This is a genomic window from Phyllobacterium pellucidum (genome assembly GCF_013327855.1).
GTDB lineage: Bacteria > Pseudomonadota > Alphaproteobacteria > Rhizobiales > Rhizobiaceae > Phyllobacterium > Phyllobacterium pellucidum.
This window is the reverse complement of record NZ_JABUMX010000002.1, coordinates 1-20,219: the sequence shown is the minus strand read 5'-3', so window position 1 is coordinate 20,219 and position 20,219 is coordinate 1. Positions and strand designations below refer to the sequence as shown.

Annotated in this window: 22 protein-coding genes; 8 read left to right on the top strand and 14 right to left on the bottom strand. The window is 59.2% G+C overall.

Features of this window, described 5'->3' with window-relative positions; all coding sequences use genetic code 11:
- Positions 1-6: 6 nt before the first annotated feature.
- The 3 genes from HQ945_RS07920 to HQ945_RS07910 form a co-directional block, all read right to left on the bottom strand.
- The gene (locus tag HQ945_RS07920) at positions 7-789 is read right to left on the bottom strand and encodes a bestrophin-like domain (protein ID WP_113280732.1); all 783 of its coding nucleotides are present in this window, start codon (positions 787-789) and stop codon (positions 7-9) included.
- A 77-nt stretch (positions 790-866) separates the two neighbouring features.
- The gene (locus HQ945_RS07915) at positions 867-1,355 is read right to left on the bottom strand and encodes an anthrone oxygenase family protein (protein ID WP_113280733.1); all 489 of its coding nucleotides are present in this window, start codon (positions 1,353-1,355) and stop codon (positions 867-869) included.
- Positions 1,352-2,197 carry an NAD(P)H-binding protein gene (locus tag HQ945_RS07910; protein WP_174207896.1) on the bottom strand — a complete coding sequence of 282 codons (846 nt, stop codon included), beginning with the start codon at positions 2,195-2,197 and terminating at the stop codon, positions 1,352-1,354. Before HQ945_RS07910 ends, HQ945_RS07915 begins: the two co-directional genes overlap by 4 nt.
- A 92-nt stretch (positions 2,198-2,289) precedes the next feature.
- Here HQ945_RS07910 and HQ945_RS07905 point away from each other — a divergent pair, with 92 nt between their 5' ends.
- Both HQ945_RS07905 and HQ945_RS07900 read left to right on the top strand, forming a co-directional pair.
- A complete protein-coding gene (locus HQ945_RS07905) occupies positions 2,290-2,919 on the top strand; it encodes a TetR/AcrR family transcriptional regulator (RefSeq protein ID WP_113280735.1) in 630 nt (209 codons plus the stop codon).
- Positions 2,916-3,281, top strand: coding sequence for an SET domain-containing protein (locus HQ945_RS07900; RefSeq protein ID WP_174207895.1), 366 nt, complete (start codon positions 2,916-2,918; stop codon positions 3,279-3,281). Before HQ945_RS07905 ends, HQ945_RS07900 begins: the two co-directional genes overlap by 4 nt.
- A 76-nt stretch (positions 3,282-3,357) precedes the next feature.
- Here HQ945_RS07900 and HQ945_RS07895 read toward each other — a convergent pair whose 3' ends face one another.
- From HQ945_RS07895 to HQ945_RS07885, 3 genes are all read right to left on the bottom strand, one after another.
- Complete coding sequence (locus tag HQ945_RS07895; protein ID WP_113280737.1) at positions 3,358-3,834, bottom strand: DUF6644 family protein; 477 nt, start codon at positions 3,832-3,834, stop codon at positions 3,358-3,360.
- Complete coding sequence (locus HQ945_RS07890; protein ID WP_027231437.1) at positions 3,831-4,214, bottom strand: DUF6152 family protein; 384 nt, start codon at positions 4,212-4,214, stop codon at positions 3,831-3,833. The genes HQ945_RS07895 and HQ945_RS07890 overlap by 4 nt, the downstream gene beginning before the upstream one ends.
- 91 nt (positions 4,215-4,305) lie before the next feature.
- A complete protein-coding gene (locus HQ945_RS07885) occupies positions 4,306-6,054 on the bottom strand; it encodes an adenylate/guanylate cyclase domain-containing protein (protein WP_174207894.1) in 1,749 nt (582 codons plus the stop codon).
- A gap of 218 nt (positions 6,055-6,272) precedes the next feature.
- Between HQ945_RS07885 and gatB the strand changes: the two genes are divergently transcribed.
- The 5 genes from gatB to HQ945_RS07860 all read left to right on the top strand — a co-directional run bounded on the left by gatB (position 6,273) and on the right by HQ945_RS07860 (position 9,784).
- The gene (gatB, locus tag HQ945_RS07880; RefSeq protein ID WP_174207893.1) at positions 6,273-7,775 is read left to right on the top strand and encodes an Asp-tRNA(Asn)/Glu-tRNA(Gln) amidotransferase subunit GatB; all 1,503 of its coding nucleotides are present in this window, start codon (positions 6,273-6,275) and stop codon (positions 7,773-7,775) included.
- Positions 7,776-8,285 carry a GNAT family N-acetyltransferase gene (locus HQ945_RS07875; protein ID WP_174207892.1) on the top strand — a complete coding sequence of 170 codons (510 nt, stop codon included), beginning with the start codon at positions 7,776-7,778 and terminating at the stop codon, positions 8,283-8,285. It begins immediately after the preceding gene.
- On the top strand, positions 8,282-8,770 hold the full coding sequence (locus HQ945_RS07870; RefSeq protein WP_174207891.1) for a GNAT family N-acetyltransferase: 489 nt from the start codon (positions 8,282-8,284) through the stop codon (positions 8,768-8,770). The genes HQ945_RS07875 and HQ945_RS07870 overlap by 4 nt, the downstream gene beginning before the upstream one ends.
- Before the next feature lie 76 nt (positions 8,771-8,846).
- Positions 8,847-9,251, top strand: a complete 405-nt coding sequence (locus HQ945_RS07865; protein WP_027231432.1) for an NADH:ubiquinone oxidoreductase subunit NDUFA12 — start codon at positions 8,847-8,849, stop codon at positions 9,249-9,251.
- 140 nt (positions 9,252-9,391) lie between these two features.
- Positions 9,392-9,784 (top strand): DUF2155 domain-containing protein, encoded by a 393-nt coding sequence (locus HQ945_RS07860; protein WP_245273435.1) that lies wholly within the window; start codon positions 9,392-9,394, stop codon positions 9,782-9,784.
- A gap of 62 nt (positions 9,785-9,846) precedes the next feature.
- Here HQ945_RS07860 and HQ945_RS07855 read toward each other — a convergent pair whose 3' ends face one another.
- From HQ945_RS07855 to HQ945_RS07820, 8 genes are all read right to left on the bottom strand, one after another.
- Complete coding sequence (locus tag HQ945_RS07855; RefSeq protein WP_027231430.1) at positions 9,847-10,260, bottom strand: VOC family protein; 414 nt, start codon at positions 10,258-10,260, stop codon at positions 9,847-9,849.
- 143 nt (positions 10,261-10,403) lie between these two features.
- Positions 10,404-10,973: a leucyl/phenylalanyl-tRNA--protein transferase gene (gene aat, locus HQ945_RS07850; RefSeq protein ID WP_027231429.1), complete on the bottom strand. Its 570-nt coding sequence runs from the start codon at positions 10,971-10,973 to the stop codon at positions 10,404-10,406.
- A 41-nt stretch (positions 10,974-11,014) separates the two neighbouring features.
- Positions 11,015-12,373: an acetyl-CoA carboxylase biotin carboxylase subunit gene (accC, locus tag HQ945_RS07845; protein ID WP_027231428.1), complete on the bottom strand. Its 1,359-nt coding sequence runs from the start codon at positions 12,371-12,373 to the stop codon at positions 11,015-11,017.
- Between the two features lie 31 nt (positions 12,374-12,404).
- A complete protein-coding gene (accB, locus tag HQ945_RS07840) occupies positions 12,405-12,884 on the bottom strand; it encodes an acetyl-CoA carboxylase biotin carboxyl carrier protein (protein WP_027231427.1) in 480 nt (159 codons plus the stop codon).
- Between the two features lie 37 nt (positions 12,885-12,921).
- Complete coding sequence (aroQ, locus tag HQ945_RS07835) at positions 12,922-13,365, bottom strand: type II 3-dehydroquinate dehydratase (protein ID WP_091922401.1); 444 nt, start codon at positions 13,363-13,365, stop codon at positions 12,922-12,924.
- Positions 13,366-13,489: 124 nt separating this feature from the next.
- Positions 13,490-14,281, bottom strand: a complete 792-nt coding sequence (locus HQ945_RS07830; protein ID WP_027231425.1) for a DsbA family protein — start codon at positions 14,279-14,281, stop codon at positions 13,490-13,492.
- A 50-nt stretch (positions 14,282-14,331) separates the two neighbouring features.
- The gene (locus HQ945_RS07825; protein WP_113280740.1) at positions 14,332-15,726 is read right to left on the bottom strand and encodes a M48 family metalloprotease; all 1,395 of its coding nucleotides are present in this window, start codon (positions 15,724-15,726) and stop codon (positions 14,332-14,334) included.
- A gap of 175 nt (positions 15,727-15,901) precedes the next feature.
- Entirely contained in the window at positions 15,902-18,826 is a 2,925-nt protein-coding gene (locus HQ945_RS07820; RefSeq protein ID WP_174207890.1) for an Rne/Rng family ribonuclease, read from the bottom strand.
- Positions 18,827-19,530: 704 nt separating this feature from the next.
- Between HQ945_RS07820 and HQ945_RS07815 the strand changes: the two genes are divergently transcribed.
- On the top strand, positions 19,531-20,219 hold a 689-nt coding region (locus HQ945_RS07815; protein WP_175584987.1), incomplete at its 3' end, for an N-acetylmuramoyl-L-alanine amidase.

Here is a 20,219-nt window from a genome sequence, read left to right as displayed (position 1 = left end):
AATTCGTTACGTCTGCGGTGGTTGCGAGATCGAGTGGCGGATCTGCTCCTGGAGGCGCAGAAGCGGGCCGGGGCTCATAGCTGCGGGCGGGCTATAGGGGTTGGAGAAGGCATAAATGAGAAACAGAATAATGCCGGTATAGGCGCCGAACATGGAGATGAGAACGATATTTCGTCGCTGCGGCGGATAGGAATAATAGGCGAGCGCGATGAACACGACGCCGGAGAGAGCCGCGAACCAGAAGATGCCGCTCATCGAGTCGGCGACATTGCTTTCCCGCTTGGTTCGGCTTTCGGCAACTGTGTAGAGACGCTCAAGCATGTGGTTGCGCAGGCTTTCCTCGCGCTTGTTCGTCGGTTCGAGATCAAGCACGGCCGCATAGGCTGCGTCCCACTTCGCCCAGGCCTCCGGAGTCAGGCGGTCGGTGGCGCCGAGGATCGCCCACTCCTTGTCGACCACCACGCTGATATATTCGCCGAGCGGCGTCTGGATCGCCCCGGCATGGCCGCCGCCATAGCGGCCGGCGTCGAAGTAGATATCGGCAATGGCGTTGGATTCGGTGGCGGTTTCATTGCGAAGCTGCTGGTAGTCGATCATCTCCTGCGCAAAGACGAGAGCCAGGATTAGTCCGTGCAAGGCCGATACGCGGAAGATGATCGAACTTGCCAGATCGCGTTCCTGGCCATCGGGATCGCCGCCCGTAATGAGGCGCATCAGGAAATAGGCAATGAGCGTCAGGGTTATCGTTCCGCCAACGAACAGCACCGCGACAAGAAGCTCAAAAGCCATGTATTCCCCCGGGAACAAGCGCAATTGCCTGGTTAATCTACTGTGTTTCCGGAAAAAGGACAGGAGACAAGGTTTGGTCAGGCTGACTGTCGGGCAAAGGCCAGGATGAAGCTGATCAATGCCGCTATGCTGGTGAGCGCGCGGACATGGTTCCACGGCAGCCATTGGGCAAGGTAACGCGTCCAGAGCGCTGCGCTCTCGGGGCTCGCGGGGTTGGCGGTGGCAAGCGCATCATTCAGTGGCACGTTGAAGATCATCGTCACAGCGATCGTGCCGATCAGGAAGAGCAGGCTTCCTGCAACGAGCCAAATCGATCCGGGCTCGGACCAGCGGAGAAATCCGACCACGCCAAGCCCAAGACACAAAATAGTTGTTCCGAAGAAGGCGACGCTAAAGCTGAGGTTGAGAATGGTCACGTTGATCGAGTTCATGGCGGTAATGCCTTGATCGGCGGGAAGGCGAGCGAGCGCCGCCATGACGAAGCTCGAGAACGCGAAGAACAGCCCGGCCATCAGACCGCTGCCAAGGGCGGCAAGAAGAGTGAGGATTGGAATGAGAGCAATCATTTCACCTGCTCCCATACGCGGGCCGCGGCGCCCGCTTGGGCGAATTCGGCAAAATCCCGCGGTGCCCGGCCGAGTGCCCGCTGCACGCCATCGGTGAGATATTCATTGCGTCCATCCAGCACCGAGCTGAAAAGCTCATCGATCAACGCGGCGACATCATCCGGAACGCCATCGGCCGCCAGCCCCTGCATGAAGACGTCGTGAGGGATCGGGGTGAAGTGGATATCCCGGCGGGTCGCCTTGGCGATTTCCGCGGTCGCCTCGGCAAATGTGATCAGGCGCGGGCCGGTGACCTCGTAAAGCTCTCCGATGTGCCTCGCATCCGTCAGCGCGGCGACGACGATGTCGGCAATGTCATCGGCATGGATGAAGGGTTCGCGCACGCCTTGCACCGGCAGCGCAAGATCACCGGCAAGGACCGGTTCGCGAAAGAAGCTCTCGCTGAAGTTCTCCGCAAACCAGCTCGCGCGTATGATCGTCCAGTCCGCCCCCGATGCCTGCAAAGCCTGTTCGGCGCGTTGCGCTTCCGGCTCTCCGCGTCCTGAAAGGAGAACGAGACGCTTCACGCCCTTGCGAACGGCAAGGCGGGCAAGCTCTCCGACGGCATCCGCGGCGCCCGGAACGGCGAGATCCGGGTAGTAGGTGATATAGGCCGCCGATACACCCTCCAGTGCCACGGCCCACGTGTCGGGATTTTCCCAATCGAAGGCCGGGGTGCCTTGGCGCGAACCGATGCGGACGGGAAGGCCGAGGGCGGCAAGGCGCTTGGCCACGCGTCGGCCGGTCTTGCCTGTGCCGCCAACGATCAGAACAGGAAATTGCGAACTATGGAACGTTGTCATTTTCAGCTCCCATTAAATATGAGGAAGTCTCATATTTGCAAATGTGATAAATCCTCATATTATAGGAGTCAAGAAAAATGTGAGGAATACTCATGAATGACACTGGCATCGTGGCAACAGAGACGGGGACGCGGCGTGAACCCACCCAGAAACGCAGCCGCGAACGGGTTGAGCGCATATTGGCGTGCGCCTCGGCGCTCATTGAAAAAAGCGGCAGCGATGCCATGCGCATGAGCGATGTCGCCGAAATGGCAGGCATATCGATCGGTTCGCTCTACCAGTATTTCCCCGACAAGGCGGCAATCATTCGGACGCTGGCGGAGCGCTATAATGTGGCCGGCCAGCAATGCATTGCCGAAGGACTGGAAGGGGTTAGCGACAAGGTGGGTTTGCGCCGGGCGTTCGGCGAATTGATCGATATTTATTATGCTATGTTCCTGGCCGAGCCGGTAATGCGCGATATCTGGTCCGGCATGCAGGCCGACAAGGCGCTGCGCGATATCGATCTTGCCGATAGCCGCATCAATGGCGCGGTACTGGCGAGCGCCCGTGCACGCGTCAATCCCGTTGCCGACCGGACCGAACTCGAACGGTCGAGTTTTCTCATCATGCAGCTTGGCGAAGCAACGATGCGCCTTGCCATCTCGGTCGAGCGGGCGGAGGGCGATGCCTTGGTTGAGCACTTCAAGAACATGGTCTTGCGGGAGATGGATCAAGAATGAGCAAGCCGACGATCGATACCTGCGCCGAAATCTTCCTCAACGGCGAAGCGCTTATCGAGACTATTCCCGATACATACGTGGCAAAAAGCGGGCTGCAGGGGCAGGGGCTTTTCACCAGCCGTGCCTGGGCGAGGGACGAGGTACTTTGTGTTCTCGATGGTCAGTTGGTGGAAGCGAAGCGTTACCCGGTCTTGCTGACGGAAATGGAATGGAATGCGCTGCCGGGCGAAATGCTGCTGGTTCGTCCCTTGCGCACGAGCTACGGCTTTATCAACCACAGTTTCAATCCCAGTATCGAGATCGGCGCGCCGACTATCGCACCATGCGGGCAATACGCTCCATCGCCGCAGGCGAAGAACTGACGCTCGACTATGCGGTGCAGCCGGTACCCGACGGCTACATGCAACGGGACGATACGACGTTCATGCAGGACGACGACTAGATAAAGCCGATCCAGCGTCCCGCAATGACGGCGCATATCCAGACGGTCAACGATATGAGCGCGGCGATGCGCGCTCCGCCGGACACTTGCTTTTCGAACCGCCAGGACCGGCTGCGGCTGAGCAGCAATGCGTTGCCCAGGCCCAGCGCGATCAGGGCAAGTTTGGCAAGGAAGGCAGGGTTGTTGACGTATGCTACCGGCCGCACGGTGAACAGGATGAACCCGGTCATCATGGCAAGCGCGATGCCCGTTGCCGCTACGCGGATGAGAGGCGGCGCAAGCATGTTCACAGGGTACTGCTTGAACAGGCCGAGAATGCGAAGATCAAGCGTGACGATGGCGCCGATGAGCAGGCCGACGGATATGATATGGACGGCGTTGGCGATCAGATATGCAATCTGATAGCGCCGCAGCAGCACGGCGACCGGCCATTCGGAGAGTCCCTGCAGCAGCTCGACGAAACCGCTGCTCACTGCGTTTTTATACGCTCGGGATAAAGATCATAGGTCTTGCCCGCGACCGAAATCCTCACCGCTTTCATACGCTTCTCTTGCGGGTCGGTGGAACGGTTGCCGAGCGCGACGATTTCATCACCCTCTTTTGCCGACCCCTCGATGAAGCCGGCGCGCGTGGTCTGGTTATGATTGGCAAGTTCGATGCGCCAAAGCCCATCGCTCGCGGTTTCGACATCAAGGGTCGGGTGCGGCGGCCCAATATAGATTTCCCGGATAATGCCGCGCAGTTCGATCTGGTCGGCTTCGGCCCAGGACCAGCCGTGATGTGCGAGCGCACCGGTGGCGAATATCGCTGCAACGGCGGCACCACTGAAAATTCGGCCTAGCAGAGTCTGCATGACTGCCTCCCTTTTCAATTGCCTGACAGGTCAAACTATCCCATCGATTAGCGGGAAGGCCAAACAACAGTCTTGTGAAGGCCGGGCAGCGTCACTCGGGCAGCCCGGCCTTGCGATATCCCTCGACAAACAATTGCCGCGTCTCCGGATCGCGGAATGGCTGCGATTCCGCCCACTTTCCGATGGAAAAGTTCGGGTTGTTGGCCATGAAGAGCGCTGCCTCCTGGCGGGCTTCGTTCAGATTCCCGGCCTGCGCAAGGCTTGCCGCAAGAATGCGTCGGGCCCCAGTGCGGTATGCGGGGCCGCGGCGCACGGTTTCGATCGCTTTTTCATATTGACCGGCGACGTAATATACGAGGCTCTGTTCCCAATAATATGAGGCGGTCGGATGCGGATTTAGCCTGAACGCCTGTTCCATGACGTCCATGGCTTCGCTCGCTCGTCCGGCAAAGGCGAGAAGCTCTGCGCGAAAGATCAACGCGTCCGCCGAGTTCCGATCCATTGCGATCGCTGCATCGAACGCCGCGTCCGATTCCGACCATCGCCCTTCATAGGCAAGGAGATAACCCAATATCCAGCGACTTTGAGCGTCATTGGCATCGAGGGCCACTGCCTTTCTAGCCATTTCAAGCGACAGTCTGCGATTGTCCCCGGTAGCATCCATGGCATTTGCCCAGGTGGACCACAGATTGAATGCCAACCAGCCATAGGCTTCGGCGTAAGATGGATCGATTGCGATCGCCTGCTGGAGCAGGACGATGGATTCGTAGATGGCTTCAGGGGATCCGGCGGAATTCCAGCCAAGCGAGCGCGCGCGCACGCAAAGATCATAGGCTTCCATGCTCTTTGGGCGAATGCGCATGGGCGGGACGATAAGTCGTCCAACAAGCGCCTCCACGATCCTTGCGGCCACGTCGTCCTGCACCGCAAAAATATCCTCGATCTCACGGTCGTATCGCTCGGCCCACAGGTAGCCGCCGCCGAGCGTGTCTACGAGCTGAACGTTGACGCGCACTCTCTCTGCGGAACGGCGGGCGCTTCCTTCGAGCAGGTAACGCACGCCAAGCTCGGTGGCGATCTGGCGGACGTCCACTGGTTTTCCCTTGTAGGCAAAGGCTGAATGCTGGGCGATGACGAAAAGGCCGGGCGTGCGCGAAAGCTCGGTAATGAGGTCTTCGGTAAGCCCATCGGCGAAGGCGCCATGCTCGGCATTGGCGCCCATCGTGTTGAACGGCAGTACCGCAATGGACGGCCGCGGCGGCAACGACAATGGCGTGGACTGACCACCATCCGCTCCTGGCGGCTGCTGCGGACACGGCCGGACGCGGTAGGCATGAACCGACTTGGCGAAATTCTTCATCGAAACGGGCCCGAGATCGTCATACTCCGCAACGACCTCACGACAGACCTGATCGAATACGTTGGACGAGATCGTTATGTCGCCGGCGTTGCCATGACTTTCGAGCCTTACGGCGAGATTGACGCCGTTGCCGTAGAGGTCCTTGCCCTCGACGATGACATCGCCGAGGCTGATACCGATGCGCAGCACATACTGGCGCGTCTCGGGCAGTCCTTCATTGGCCGCGGCCATGTCCCGCTGCAGTTCCACGGCGCAGCGAACCGCGCTTGCGGCGCTGGCAAATTCCGCAAGAATTCCATCGCCGAGAATTTTAACGAGACGCCCCTCGTGACGGAGCAGCAGCGGGTCGAGAACATCGCGGCGCCGGGCCTTCAGACGGGAGAGGGTGCCTGCCTCATCCTGCTCCATATGGCGCGTATAGCCTACCACGTCGGCGACGAAAATCGCAGCGAGTCGTCGTTTGACACGTTCATCTGCCATATCAGGTGTCGCCCCCGATCCCCATCTGACGCACTCAGTTAATCACGGTGTTTGGCATGCGCCAAGTCGGTGTATTACTGCGTGTCTGCCCTGCTTGCTATTGCATCAGAGGGATTAGGGCTTGGCTTTCAGCCATTCGCATATGAGAAACACTTGCCTGACCGAGCGGATTGCACTAGCCAATAGAACACACGAATGAGCCAGGAATGACAGGCAGCATGACTTTAGTTGATACCCGTACGCCCGACCCAAAGCGTTTCATATCCGGCGCCACAGGCGATTGGGAAATCGTTGTCGGCATGGAGGTCCATGCCCAGGTAACCTCAAACTCGAAGCTGTTCTCCGGTGCATCGACCGAGTTCGGCGCCGAGCCGAATGCCAACGTGTCGCTGGTCGATGCGGCGATGCCGGGCATGCTGCCGGTGATCAATGAGTGGTGCGTGCGCCAGGCGATCCGGACAGGGCTCGGACTCAAGGCGCAAATCAATCTCAAGTCGGTCTTCGACCGCAAGAACTATTTCTACCCCGACCTGCCGCAGGGCTATCAGATCTCGCAGTACAAGCAGCCCATCGTCGGCGAGGGCACGATGACCATCTCGGTGGGGCCTGACCGCAAAGGCGACTTCGAAGATATAGAAATCGGCATCGAGCGGCTGCACCTCGAACAGGATGCGGGCAAGTCACTGCACGACCAGAACCCGACCATGTCCTATGTCGATCTCAACCGGTCCGGCGTCGCCCTGATGGAGATCGTATCGAAGCCCGATTTGCGTTCCTCGGACGAGGCGAAGGCCTATCTGACGAAGCTGCGCACTATTGTGCGCTATCTCGGCACTTGCGACGGGAACATGGACGAAGGCTCGATGCGCGCCGACGTCAACGTGTCGGTGCGCCGTCCGGGCGGTGAGTTCGGGACGCGCTGCGAGATCAAGAACGTCAACTCGATCCGCTTTGTCGGACAGGCCATCGAATATGAGGCCCGCCGCCAGATCGGTGTCCTCGAGGATGGCGGCGCCATAGACCAGGAAACCCGGCTTTTCGATCCGGTCAAGGGTGAGACACGTTCCATGCGCTCAAAGGAAGAGGCGCATGATTACCGTTATTTCCCCGACCCGGACCTTTTGCCGCTCGAGTTCGAACAGGCTTATGTCGATACGTTGAAGGCCGATCTACCCGAGCTTCCGGACGACAAGAAGTTGCGCCTTGTGAATGAGCAGGGATTGTCGGTCTATGACGCGTCGATCCTCGTTACCGAAAAGGCCATTGCCGACTATTACGAGGCCGTAGCCAAGGGCCGCGACGGCAAGCTTTCCGCCAACTGGGTGATCAACGATCTCCTCGGGGCTTTGAACAAGGCGGGCAAGGGCATCGAGGAATCACCGGTATCGCCCGACCAGCTCGGCGCTGTCCTCGACCTGATCAAGGAAGGCACGATTTCCGGCAAGATCGCCAAGGACCTTTTCGAGATTCTCTGGACCGAAGGCGGCAACCCGCGCGAACTGGTTGAAAGCCGGGGCATGAAGCAGGTTACCGACACCGGCGCGATCGAAAAGGCTGTTGATGACGTCATTGCCGCCAACCCGGACAAGGTGGAACAGGCAAAGGCGAAACCGACGCTCGCCGGATGGTTTGTCGGCCAGGTGATGAAATCAACCGGTGGCAAGGCCAACCCGCAGGCGGTCAGCGATCTCGTCAAGGCGAAATTGGGGATTGTCGAGTAAATGTGGGTTCGCAGCGCCACGAAAGAGGATCTCGACGCCGTCCACGAAATGCTGGTTACAACCTGGCACGCAACATATGACGACGTATATGGAGCCGAGAGGGTAAAGGCGATCACCGGCCGCTATCATTCGCTGGACGCGTTGAAGAAGCAGTTGGCCAAGCCCTATTCGGAGTTCATCATCGCCGATGACGGTGCCGATATTCTCGGCATGGCCTATGCCTCGCAGAAGGATCACAGGCTGTCGATCCTCAACCAGCTCTATGTTCACCCCGAGCGCCAGAAGCAGGGCGTCGGCTCGCTGCTGCTGGCCGAAGTCGAAAGCGCGTTTCCCGGCGTCTTCTCGATGCAGCTTGAAGTTATCGAGGCAAATCAGAAAGCTATCCGCTTTTATGAAAGCAGGGGATTCGAGCGGACAAATAACCGGATCGACAATTGGGGCGAGCCGAATTCAGGTATCTCGGTCGTTGTTTTCGAGAAATCACTGACTGGCTACGAGCTGGCGCCGTGAACGTCGATACTGATGTTACTTTCCGGGAAGCGACGCGCGCCGATCTTCCCGCGCTGATCGCGCTGTTTGCCGACGACACAATCGGCGGTCATGGCGATACGACCGATCCTGCAGCATTGCCTGACTATGTGCGGGCCTTCGCCGCCATCGAGTCCAGTCCCAATGATCTGCTCTTCGTTGGCATTCTGGGCGGCGAGGTGGTCGCCACGGCGCAGGTTACGTTCGTAACATCGATGACTGGCCGTGGTACCCGACGAATGGCGATCGAGGCGGTGCAGACCCGCTCCGACATGCGCGGTAAGGGCATTGGGGCAAAACTGATCAACCACTGTCTCGATGTTGCGCGCGAGCGCGATATCGCGCTCGTGCAACTCACCTCGAATGCCAAGCGCCCGGACGCCCACCGCTTTTACGAGCGGCTCGGATTCGAGAAGAGCCATGCCGGTTTCAAATTGCGGCTGGCACCCGCTCACGCGGCAACTTGACCCTTGCCATTCCTTGGTGATACCGCCATAAACCCTTGAGTTGCCAAAGGCTGAACGAGATCGTTCGAGGATTGCCATGAAGACTTTCATCACCCAATTTTTCACCTGGTGGAACGGGCAGACGCTCGGGACCCGGTTCTTTACCTGGCGCAAGGGTACGAAGGTCGGCGAGGATGAACTCGGCAATATTTATTACGAGGGCCTCAGCACATTCGATTCGGAAGGGCGCAAGCGCCGCTGGGTCGTCTATAATGGCTATGCGGAAGCCTCGGCGATTCCCGCTGGATGGCACGGCTGGATGCACCACCGGGTCGACACGCCCCCGTCGCAGGAAAACTACAAGCCATATGGCTGGGAAAAGAGCCACCAGCCGAATCTGACCGGTTCACCAGCCGCTTATCGCCCCAAGGGCTCCATTGCCCATGGCGACAATCGTCCGACCGTCACCGGCGATTACGATGCCTGGACGCCTGGTGCCTGATCCGATCTTCTTCTGCCACAATTGATCATTATCGACTGGCTGGAATCGAAATCCCCGACACCGCTAACCCCGGAAGTGCAATGATCCGCTCGACCCTGACTGTTCCCTTTCGCGCCAGGTTTGCACGGATGATTGGAGTGATGGCCACAGCCACTGCTGTTGCGGCGGCCACCGCGATTGCTCCGGCGCGGGCAGATGAAAAGATCACCAATCCGATTGCTGTTTTTTCAGGGCTCGACAAGATTACCGGCCGCATCACCACATTCGACGTCTATATCGGTGAAACCGTGCAATTCGGCGCGCTGCAGCTGACACCGCGCGTCTGCTATACGCGCCCGGATACCGAGGCACCAAAAACGGATACGTTTGTCGAGGTCGACGAAATCACCCTCGACCGCAAGATCAGGCGCATCTTCTCGGGCTGGATGTTTGCCGACAGCCCTGGTCTTAATGCCGTCGAGCATCCGGTTTATGATGTCTGGCTGAAGAGCTGCAAGCAGAAGTCGGATGTGCCGGCGCCGGCAAAGAGCTGATTTCGCTCTAGATTTGCGTTCAACCGGCCGACACCAGCGTGCCGGCCGTCCGATGCGATCAGTTACATCGGCTTCGGGCAGTTGACGATCCAGGGTGTCCCGTATTTGTCGGTAAACATCGCAAAGCGCTGAGCCCAGGAGGTTTCACCGAGCGGCATCAGCACGTGTTGCGCGTCTTGTGACAGGGCAGAGAATATGCGCTCCGCTTCCGCAGGCGTGTCGACGTTGATGGCGACCGTCATGCCCTGCGCCTTCTGGAAATAGGGCGGCGGTGCATCTGATGCCATCAGCACGTTGTCGCCGATATGCAATGTCGCGTGCATGATATTCTTGGCAAGTTCCTTCGGCATGTCGTTGCCTTCAGGCATTTCGTCGAAACGAATCATCGCGACGATCTCGCCGCCGAGTACGCCGGCATAGAAGTTGAAAGCCTCTTCGCACTTTCCATCAAAGTTCAGATAAGCATTGATCTTCACGACAATTCTCCTTGTTTGTCGGGTTATTCCCTCCCTAAGACGAACGAGTGCGCACCGGGTCGACATTCTCTTTTAGAAAAAATTGCGCGGCACTCGCCCGCAAGAAGACATACACCGACAATGTGGAAGCGGGATGTCGCCGTTCAGAATTCCGCGGACTGCGCCAGTGCGTTTTCCAGCATCTTCTGGTACTGGCGGCGCGGCACCTCGACTGCACCGAAGCTCTCGAGATGGTTCGTGGTGAACTGTGTGTCGAGGAGCGTAAAGCCCTTCTCGATCAGGTGACCGACAAGGTGGACGAGGCAGACCTTGGAGGCGTCGCGCTCGCGCGAAAACATGCTTTCCCCGAAGAAGGCCGACCCGAGGGCGATACCGTAGAGCCCACCGACGAGGCGGCCGTCAAGCCAGGCTTCCACGGTATGGCAGTAACCGAGTTCGAACAGCTTGCCATAGGCCTCGCGGATCGGCTGGTTGATCCAGGTGCGGGAACGCTCGCCCGACCCGCTGGCGCATCCGGCGATGACGCTGGCGAAATCGCTGTCGAGCCGGATGGAGAAGCGACCCTGGCGCACGGTCTTGCGCAGACTGCGCGAGACGTGAAAATTCTCAAACGGGATAATGCCGCGCTTTTCCGGGCGCACCCAGAATATTTCCGGATTGTCGGCCTCTTCGGCCATCGGAAAGACCCCGGTCGCGTAGGCACGCAACAGCAACGCGGGGTCGATTTTGAAAGATTCTACCGGGTTATTGCCCGTCATGCCTCTTCTTCTGCGGTATCTCCGGCCAGATATTTCTCCAGCCAGTGAATGTCATAGTCGCCATTGGCGATATCAGGATTGTTGATCAGATCCTGGAAGAGGGGAAGTGTGGTCTTTATCCCGTCGACGACGAATTCATCGAGCGCCCGGCGCAGGCGCATCATGCATTCGACGCGGTTGCGGCCGTGAACGATGAGCTTGCCGATGAGGCTGTCATAATAGGGCGGGATCTTGTAGCCGGAATAGACGCCGGAATCGACGCGAATGCCAAGGCCGCCGGGTGTGTGGAAATGCGTGATTTTGCCCGGCGAGGGCGTGAACGTGCGCGGGTCTTCGGCGTTGATGCGGCATTCGATGGCGTGGCCGGAGAAGCGAATCTCCTCCTGGGTTACCGAAAGCCCGCCGCCCGAGGCGACGCGAATCTGCTCATGTACAAGATCGATGCCGGTAATCGCCTCGGTCACCGGATGCTCGACCTGAAGACGCGTGTTCATTTCGATGAAATAGAATTCGCCATTTTCGTAGAGGAACTCGATCGTGCCGGCCCCGCGATAGCCCATGTCGGCCATGGCGTTCGCGCAGATCATGCCGATGCGCTCGCGCTCGTCGGAGTTCAGGGCTGGTGAGTTGGCCTCTTCCCAGACCTTCTGGTGCCGGCGTTGCAAGGAACAGTCGCGTTCGCCAAGGTGTACCGCCTTGCCATTTCCATCGCCCATGACCTGAACTTCGATATGGCGGGGCTTTTGCAGGTATTTTTCTATGTAGACGGCATCGTCACCAAAAGCGGCACCGGCTTCCGTGCGCGCCGTGGACAGCGCGATCGACAGTTCGTCCTCGTTGAGCGCCACCTTCATGCCGCGGCCGCCGCCGCCGGCGGAGGCTTTGATGATAACCGGATAACCGATCTCCGCCGCAATGCGCGCAGCTTCCTTGTCGTCGGTGACGCCGCCGTCGGAACCCGGTACAACCGGAATACCGAGGCGCTTCGCCGTACGCTTGGCTTCAATCTTGTCGCCCATGACGCGGATATGCGCGGCGGTAGGCCCGATGAAGGTGATATTGTGCGCCTCGAGGATCTCGGCGAATTTGGCATTTTCCGACAGGAAGCCGTAACCGGGGTGAATGGCGTCCGCGCCGGTGATTTCGCAGGCGGCAACGATCTGATGAATGTTCAGATAGCTTTCGCGCGAGGGCGGCGGTCCAATGCAGACGCTTTCGTCGGCGAGCCGTACATGCATGGCATCAGCATCGGCGGTCGAATGGACAGCCACCGTCTGGATGCCGAGTTCCTTGCAGGCCCGCAGGACGCGCAGGGCGATTTCACCGCGGTTGGCTATGAGAATTTTCTGAAACATCACGCTCTCGATTCACCCACGGGGTCCGGCATCACTCAATCACGACCAGCAGCTCGCCATATTCGACGGGCTGGGAATCCGCTACGAGGATTGCGGTGACTGTGCCGGCGCGCGGCGAGGGGATCTGGTTCATGGTCTTCATCGCTTCGATGATCAGAAGCGTCTGGCCTTCTTTCACCTGGGTACCGACCTGGATGAAGTCGCGTGCGCCGGGTGCGGGCGCAAGATAGACGGTCCCGACCATTGGTGAGGGGATGGCATTCTTCGAGGGATCGGCGGCGGGCGCTGCCGCCGGCGCAGACGCTGCGGGCGATGCTGGCTGAGCGGGACCGGCCGCCGGAGCCTGCGCATAGAACGGCTGCGGGGCTGCCGCCTGCACGGTGACCTGGCGCGAAACGCGGATGCGAAGGTCGCCCTGCTCGATTTCGATGTCGGTGAGGTCCGTATCGTTCAGGATTTCCGCGAGATCGCGGATCATGACCTTGTCGATCCCGGTGGTTCTGTTAGCCATGCTTTTTCAAGCCCCTTATTCTGATTGGCACTGCCAGCTACTGCGGCGTTGCCAGCTTGATGAGTGCGCGCAAGCCCATCAGGTAGCCGTCGGCCCCGAAGCCACATATCACCCCTTTGGCCAAAGAGGAAACGTAGGAGTGGTGGCGGAACGACTCGCGTGCGTGGATGTTGGAAAGGTGAACTTCCACCAGCGTTACAGATGCCGCCCTTATAGCGTCATGCAGCGCGATGGAGGTATGCGTATAGGCGGCGGGATTGATCAACACCAATGCCTTCTGCTCGCCTGCCTCCTGTATCCAGCTGACCAGATCACCCTCATGATTGGACTGGCGGAAATCAATCTTGCAGCCGAGTGCCTCGGCTTCGGTCCGGCACATGGCTTCGATGTCGTCCAGAGTCACGGCGCCATAGATACCCGGCTCACGCTTGCCAAGCATGTTGAGGTTTGGGCCGTTGAGGACGAAGATCGTTTGCTTCATGATTACCGGACGGTTCGAAAATGCTGGTCCCATATAGACGGCTTATCGGCAAGCGAAAAGCCTGCAAAGTCACGTTATTGCTTGTCCACAACGGGTTTTCGCAGTCAGAAGTAAATATTCAGACCTATTTGTTGCGAATATGGCTGATCCGCTCGGCCAATGCGTCCGCACCGAGGGCGCCGGGCACTACTTCGGTTCCGACGACATAGGATGGAGTGCCGGTGATGCTGAGGTTATTTGCGAGGTCATAGGTTTCCTGGAAGCTCTTTGTGATCTCAGGCGAATTCATCTTTTCGCGGATCTGCGCTTCATTGGCGCCGAGCTTGACGGCGATCGCCATGGCGGAAGCTTCGGTCGCACGTCCTTCGCCGCCGAGAAGGTCGCGGTGGAATTCGAGATATTTTTCGGGCATGACCGCCTTGAATGCCTTGGCGACGATATGCGCCCGCGTCGAATCGGCCCCGAGGATCGGGAATTCCTTCATGACGAAGCGCAGGTTCGGATCGCTCTTCAGCAACGCGTCCATATCGGGGAGCGCCTTCTTGCAGTAGCCGCAATTATAGTCGAAGAACTCGACGATGGTCACATCGCCCGTGGGATTGCCGAAAACAGCGTCATTGGCGGACTGGAATATCTTGTCCTTGTTTTCGCCGATAACCTGCGTCGAGGCTTCCTTCTGCGCCGCTTCCTGCTTGGTATTGAGCGCGGTCTGAACTTCGAGCATGACCTCGGGATTGTTGATCAGATAGTTGCGCACGATGCCTTCGATCTCGGTGCGATCGGTGGTCGAAGCGGTAACCGCGGTCTTGTCCGGTGCGGAGGCCATGAGATCGGTCCGGCCTGCGTGATAGCCGAGCGCCAATGCGGCGATGCTGACGAGGCCTGCGGCTGCGCCGATCAGAGCGACTTTTGCCATTATGGAGTATCCTTCTTCAAAAACTGTGTCCCTTGAGGGATTGCCGCATCTTACTTGCGCTTGGCGCTGATAATGTCCTGAGCCTGTATCCACTCGGGCGAGCCGCTTTTCAAGCCACGTTGTGCACGGGTCGCGAAGATTTGAGCGTCCTGGATCTTGCCCGAATAGAATTTTTCGTTCGCGCTGGCGAGATCGGAGAGCGCCATGTCACCCATCTGCCCATAGGCCTGGGCCAGATAGGCGTAGCCCGCCGGGGACTCGCGGTCGCGGCCTATGCTCGTCTTGAGTTCGTCGACGGCAATCTTGAGGTTCGCCGGCGTTCCCGTCAGCATTAAGGCGCGGCCGTAGTTCATTCGGATCAGACCGGACTTGCGCGGATCGAGTGAACTTGCTTTCTCGAAGGCGTTGGCAGCATCCTGCACCTTGTTCTGCTTTAACAGCATTTCGCCGCGCATCTCGTAGAAATACGGGTTTTTCGGTTGCTCCTTGATCAGCGGATCAAGCTTCGTCAAGGCCGATTGCGCCGAGCCATTGAGATAGGTGGCGATCGCGTCGCCGTAACGGGCGCCGATATTTTGTGGATCCTTGCGGAAGGTTTGCAGGACGCTGGCGCCCCCGCCGGTATAGGCGGCGATCTTGCCGCGCATCAGATCGTGACGCTGCTGCAGCGCAGGGCTGTCCTTCTTGTCGAAATAGGGGCTTGCCCGGGCCAGCGTCTCGAGGTTGGCAATGCGCTCACGCGGCAGCGGGTGGCTGATGCGGTAGGGATCCATGCGCGTGCCCGTCAGCGACAGGGCGTTGGAGAAACGCTCGAAAGTCGTGAGCATGCCCTTGGCCGATTGTTGGGTTGCGGCAAGGTAGGTTATGGCCGAACGATCCGCCGCCATCTCTTCCGTACGCTGATAATTGAGCAGGCTGCGCATCGCGACTTCCGGCGCGCCCATCGCGATACCGGCTCCTGCCTTCGACAGGCCGCTCGCGCCCGCAGCGGCGCCGCCGACGATAGCGCCGACGCCGAGAAGGCCCGCTACCACGGCCATGGTCTTTGCGTTGGCCAATTGCTCGCGCAACTTGAATTGGTGGCCGCCGGCAAGATGGCCGGTTTCGTGGGCGATGACGCCGATGATTTCGTTGGGCGTTTCGGCTTGCAGCAACGCGCCGGTGTTGATGAAGATGCGGCGCCCGTCAACGAAAGCGTTGAAACTGCTGTTGTTGACGAGGACGACCTTGATCGCACGCTTGCCGAGGCCAGCCGCATTGATGATCGGCGTTGCGTAGTCCGTAACCAGCGCCTCGATCTCGGCATCGCGGACGATTGGCAATGATTGGGACTGGGCAAGAGCGACTGCGCCTTGGGCAACCACCAGCGCGCCCGCGGTCAGGGCGATGAGAGTGGGGCGCATCATGGAGGCGAGCGAGCGGCATGAACGGCGAATTGTCATCATAGTCCCATTGGTATCGAAATCGAACTTCGAATGAAAGGGAGCCCAAGCTCCTCCTACCTTGTGAAATCTGCCCAATTCGGCAAATCTGCGGCGCAACAAGCCAAATACCGGCTTTCATAAAGAAAAACCGGCACGAATGCCGGTTCCTCTTGTCTTCAATTCAATCGATCGCGGCTCAGAAGAAACCCTTCTTCTGCCACCAGCCACGCTTCGGTTGCGCTTCACCTTCGCTCTTCTTTTCCGTAGCAACGGTAGATGTAACGACCGGCTCGCTCGGAACTTTCTCTTGCTTCGGTTCGGCAGCGACCGGCTCTGCTTTCGCTTGCGCAGGCGCTTCGGCTTCGACTGTCTCGGGCTGCGGCGCGGGCGATTCCTCGGCAGTAACCGCCTCTTCGACAACGGCCTTCTTCGTTGACTTGCGCGGTGCACGCTTCGGCTTGGCCGGAGCTTCGGCGACGGTTTCCACTGGCTCGGCGGCGGCCTCCGCCGGTTCGGCGGCAGCCTTTGCTCGCGACTTGCGCTTGGCCGGTTTCTTGGCGGGCGCTTCTTCGATAACCGCAAGCACCCCTTCGGCCACTGACTCGACCGCAGGTGTCTCGACCGCAGCGACGACGGAGGCAGCTTCGGCCTCGTCGGCGACCGTCTCGATCGTCTTTGCCTTGGCAAAGTCCGGAAGCGGTATGGTTACGAACACCGGTTCCGCGTCGGGGACGGCTTTTGCAGCGATGTAATTATCGCCGTCATCGCCGTCGCGACGGTTCTTGCGGCCGCCACGGCGACCACGGCGACGCTTCTTGCGCCGTTCGTTCTCATCTTCGCGTGCTTTCTTCGCTGCGGCATCCTCGCCTGGAACGGGCGGTTGATCTGCATCGTCCGCATCGTCGTCGCTGCGGATTGATTGGCCCGGCTCGCCCGCGGCAGCTTCCTGACGGTCACGTCCGCCACGCCGCCGCCGCTTGCGCCGGCGCTTGCGCGAACCGTCGTCGCCGTCGACGCGGGCCGTGTCGGCCGCCTGAACGTCTTCGACTTCATCAGCTTCTTCGACCGGAATATCGGCATCCTCGAAATCGTCGGCGATGCCGAGCGTCGGGGTCTCTGCCAGCAGAACGATGGGACCGAGTGCGATCGAACCCTTGTCGATGGCGAAGTGCTGCGCACCAACGCTGTCATCGGCCTCGATGCTGATCGTCAGACCAAAACGAGCCTCGAGATCGGCAAGATTCTGGCGCTTGTGATTGAGTACGTAAAGCGCCGTCGGAACGGTGGTACGTACGATGATATTGTTCTGCGAATGGCGCAGCAGGTATTCCTCGATCGAGCGCATGACGTGCAGCGCAATCGACGAGGCCGAGCGCACATGCCCGGTGCCGCCGCACATGGCGCAGACCTGTGTCGTGCTTTCGAGAACACTGGCGCGGATGCGCTGGCGCGACATTTCGAGCAGACCGAAATGCGAAATTCGGCCGACCTGGATGCGCGCGCGGTCATCCTTGAGGCAATCCTTCAGCCGCTTCTCAACTGCACGATTGTTGCGGTTCTCTTCCATATCGATGAAATCGATGACGATGAGGCCGGCAAGGTCGCGCAACCGCAACTGCCGCGCAACTTCGTCAGCGGCCTCGAGGTTGGTCTGCAGCGCGGTGTCTTCGATCGAGTGTTCGCGGGTCGAACGACCCGAGTTCACGTCGATGGCGACGAGCGCTTCGGTCTGATTGATGATGATGTAGCCGCCGGATTTCAGCGTCACCTGCGGCTGCAACATACGGTCGAGCTGCGCCTCGATTCCGTTGCGGGCAAAGATCGGGGTCAATTCGCGATAGGGCTGCACGACCTTGGCATGGCTCGGCATGAGCATGCGCATGAAGTCCTTGGCCTCGCGGTAGCCGTTCTCGCCGGCGACAAGGATCTCGGTGATGTCCTTGTTATAGAGGTCGCGGATCGATCGCTTGATGAGGCTGCCTTCCTCATAGACCAGCGTCGGCGCAGTAGAGGCGAGGGTGAGGCTTCGAACGTTCTCCCACAACCGCATCAGATATTCGTAGTCGCGCTTGACCTCAGGCTTCGTGCGGTTTGCACCGGCGGTGCGCAGGATGACGCCCATTCCTTTCGGAACTTCGAGATCCTTGACGATGTCCTTGAGGCGCTTGCGGTCCTGTACGCTGGTGATCTTGCGCGAAATGCCGCCGCCACGGGCAGTGTTTGGCATCAACACGGAATATCGTCCAGCGAGCGAGAGATACGTCGTCAGCGCTGCGCCCTTGTTGCCGCGCTCTTCCTTGACGACCTGAACGAGCAGGATCTGCCGGCGCTTGATGACGTCCTGAATGTTGTACTGGCGGCGCTGAAAGCGCTGGTGCGTAGGCACCTCTTCCATCGCATCCTCGGCACCAACCGATTCGACTTCATCGAGTTCGTCGTGCGCATCATCCTTGTCGTCGCCAGAGCGGCGACCGGACTTCTTCGAACGCGGGGTCTCGTTGTCCTCTGTGTCTTCCGGATCGCCGTCGACGACGACAGCTTCGGAAATCACGTCGGCATCAATCGAAGCCGCGCGGGTCTGGCTGCCCGATTCGTCAGACTGGGATTCGCTCGCCTCTTCGGCTGCGACTTCCACGACGGCTTCGTCCTCAGAGGATTCGTCCGTGACGGCACTCTCCTCGGCGTTCTCTTCCGAAGAGGCATCAAGCTTCGACGATTCTTCGCCTGAACGCGGGCCACGACGGCCGCGCCGGCGATTGCGCGAGCTGCGATCATTGCGATCACGGCTGCGCTGCTCGCTTGCATGTTCCTCGTGATCTTCGTCCTGGCTTGCAGCTTCCGCTTCCGCTTCGATCAGCGCCTGACGGTCAGCAACCGGGATCTGATAGTAATCAGGATGAATTTCGCTGAATGCGAGGAAGCCGTGGCGATTGCCGCCATACTCGACGAAAGCAGCCTGGAGGGATGGTTCTACGCGTGTGACACGCGCCAGATAGATATTGCCTTTGATCTGTTTCTTGTGTTCCGACTCAAAGTCAAATTCTTCAATCCGGTTGCCGCGAACCACGACAACCCGTGTTTCCTCCTGGTGGGAGGCGTCGATTAGCATCTTGTCCGACATTATAATTCTTCTCCCCGGCTGCAACGCTAACAACGCGAGACAGCCCGGATACCCTCAAGGTATCTGGAGCCGCGTCTTCACATCTGCCGGATATATTAAAGTTCGCAGAAACAGACAGACGCGGCAACGCGCGGACCTGCCTTGAGGCAGCCGCGGCTTGTAAGCCGGTTATGGTCACATCTGTACCAAACATTGTTGTTCCTGACGAAACGACCTCACGAATGGCACGCTTTTCAGCTGTGCCGCCACTGTTATCACCCCGCTAGGGGCTGGCCCGATGCGCCTTGTCTGCGCGATCTGCCGTTCACAAAGCGCTGCCGACAATCCCTGTCCGCGCGCGCCAAATCCTTTTGTCGGTTACCTACAGCGAAGCTTCGCCATCGCGCCGCCATGTCTGTGCTCCGCTTGTCTTTCCGGCATTTGCGGTGACATCGAAGAGCTGATTCCGGAGGGCGGAAAGTAACTCACCTTTGCTTTTAGGAGGTGTGTCGCTTAATGACAAGGCCTTCTTCATAATCGTGTCATCAACGGCTGCAACGAAATAACCTTGAATAAGAGATTATTAACCATGGCTCCTTACCTAATAGTCATAGATAATAGGCCCTGAGCAGACTTCCAGTGCGTGTTTGGTCGGCCGAGAGGTGCTTGCGGGGATTGCCTGCCCGCTCAGTTTCAAAGGTGTGAATGTGTTCCGTCGGATAATCATGGCTGCATTTCTTGGCCTTGTTGTCTCATTGCAGGGCGGCGCTGTCGCGCATGCGGCGGGCGATCTCGCCGCTTTGACCTATCAGGCAGCCGGCGACGAACTGCGCACACGCGTCGTCATCAATTTCGACCAGGAGCCGGACATTTCGACAATGCTGCTCGGCGATCCGCATCGCCTGGCGATCGACATGCCGAAGACGGTTTTTGGCTTCGACAAGAAATCGACCGAGGCGCGGGGTCTCATCACCGATGTGCGCTATGGGATGATCGACGCAACGCGTTCGCGACTCATCTTTACCTTGAAGGGACCATTTTCGGTCGAACGGATCGATGTCCTTAAGAACGATAACAGTCCCGGCTACCGGCTCGTTGCCGATCTCGTCGCGTCGTCCGACCGTGCCTTTGCGGAAGCATTGAAGACGCAGAACCAGACGACGGCCTCGACGACATCGACGCCAACCGGCGATCGATTGGCGTCCGCCGCTCCCGGTGAAGCAAGCCAGGCGCCGAAACCGTTCACCGTGGTCGTCGATGCCGGCCATGGCGGGATCGACAGCGGCCCGGAGAGTGCCGGCGGAAGCCTGGAAAAGAATGTGACGCTGATGTTCGCGCAGCAGTTGCGGGACGAATTGCAGAAGATCTCCGGCATCCGTGTCGAGATGACACGCAACGACGATACGTTCCTGCG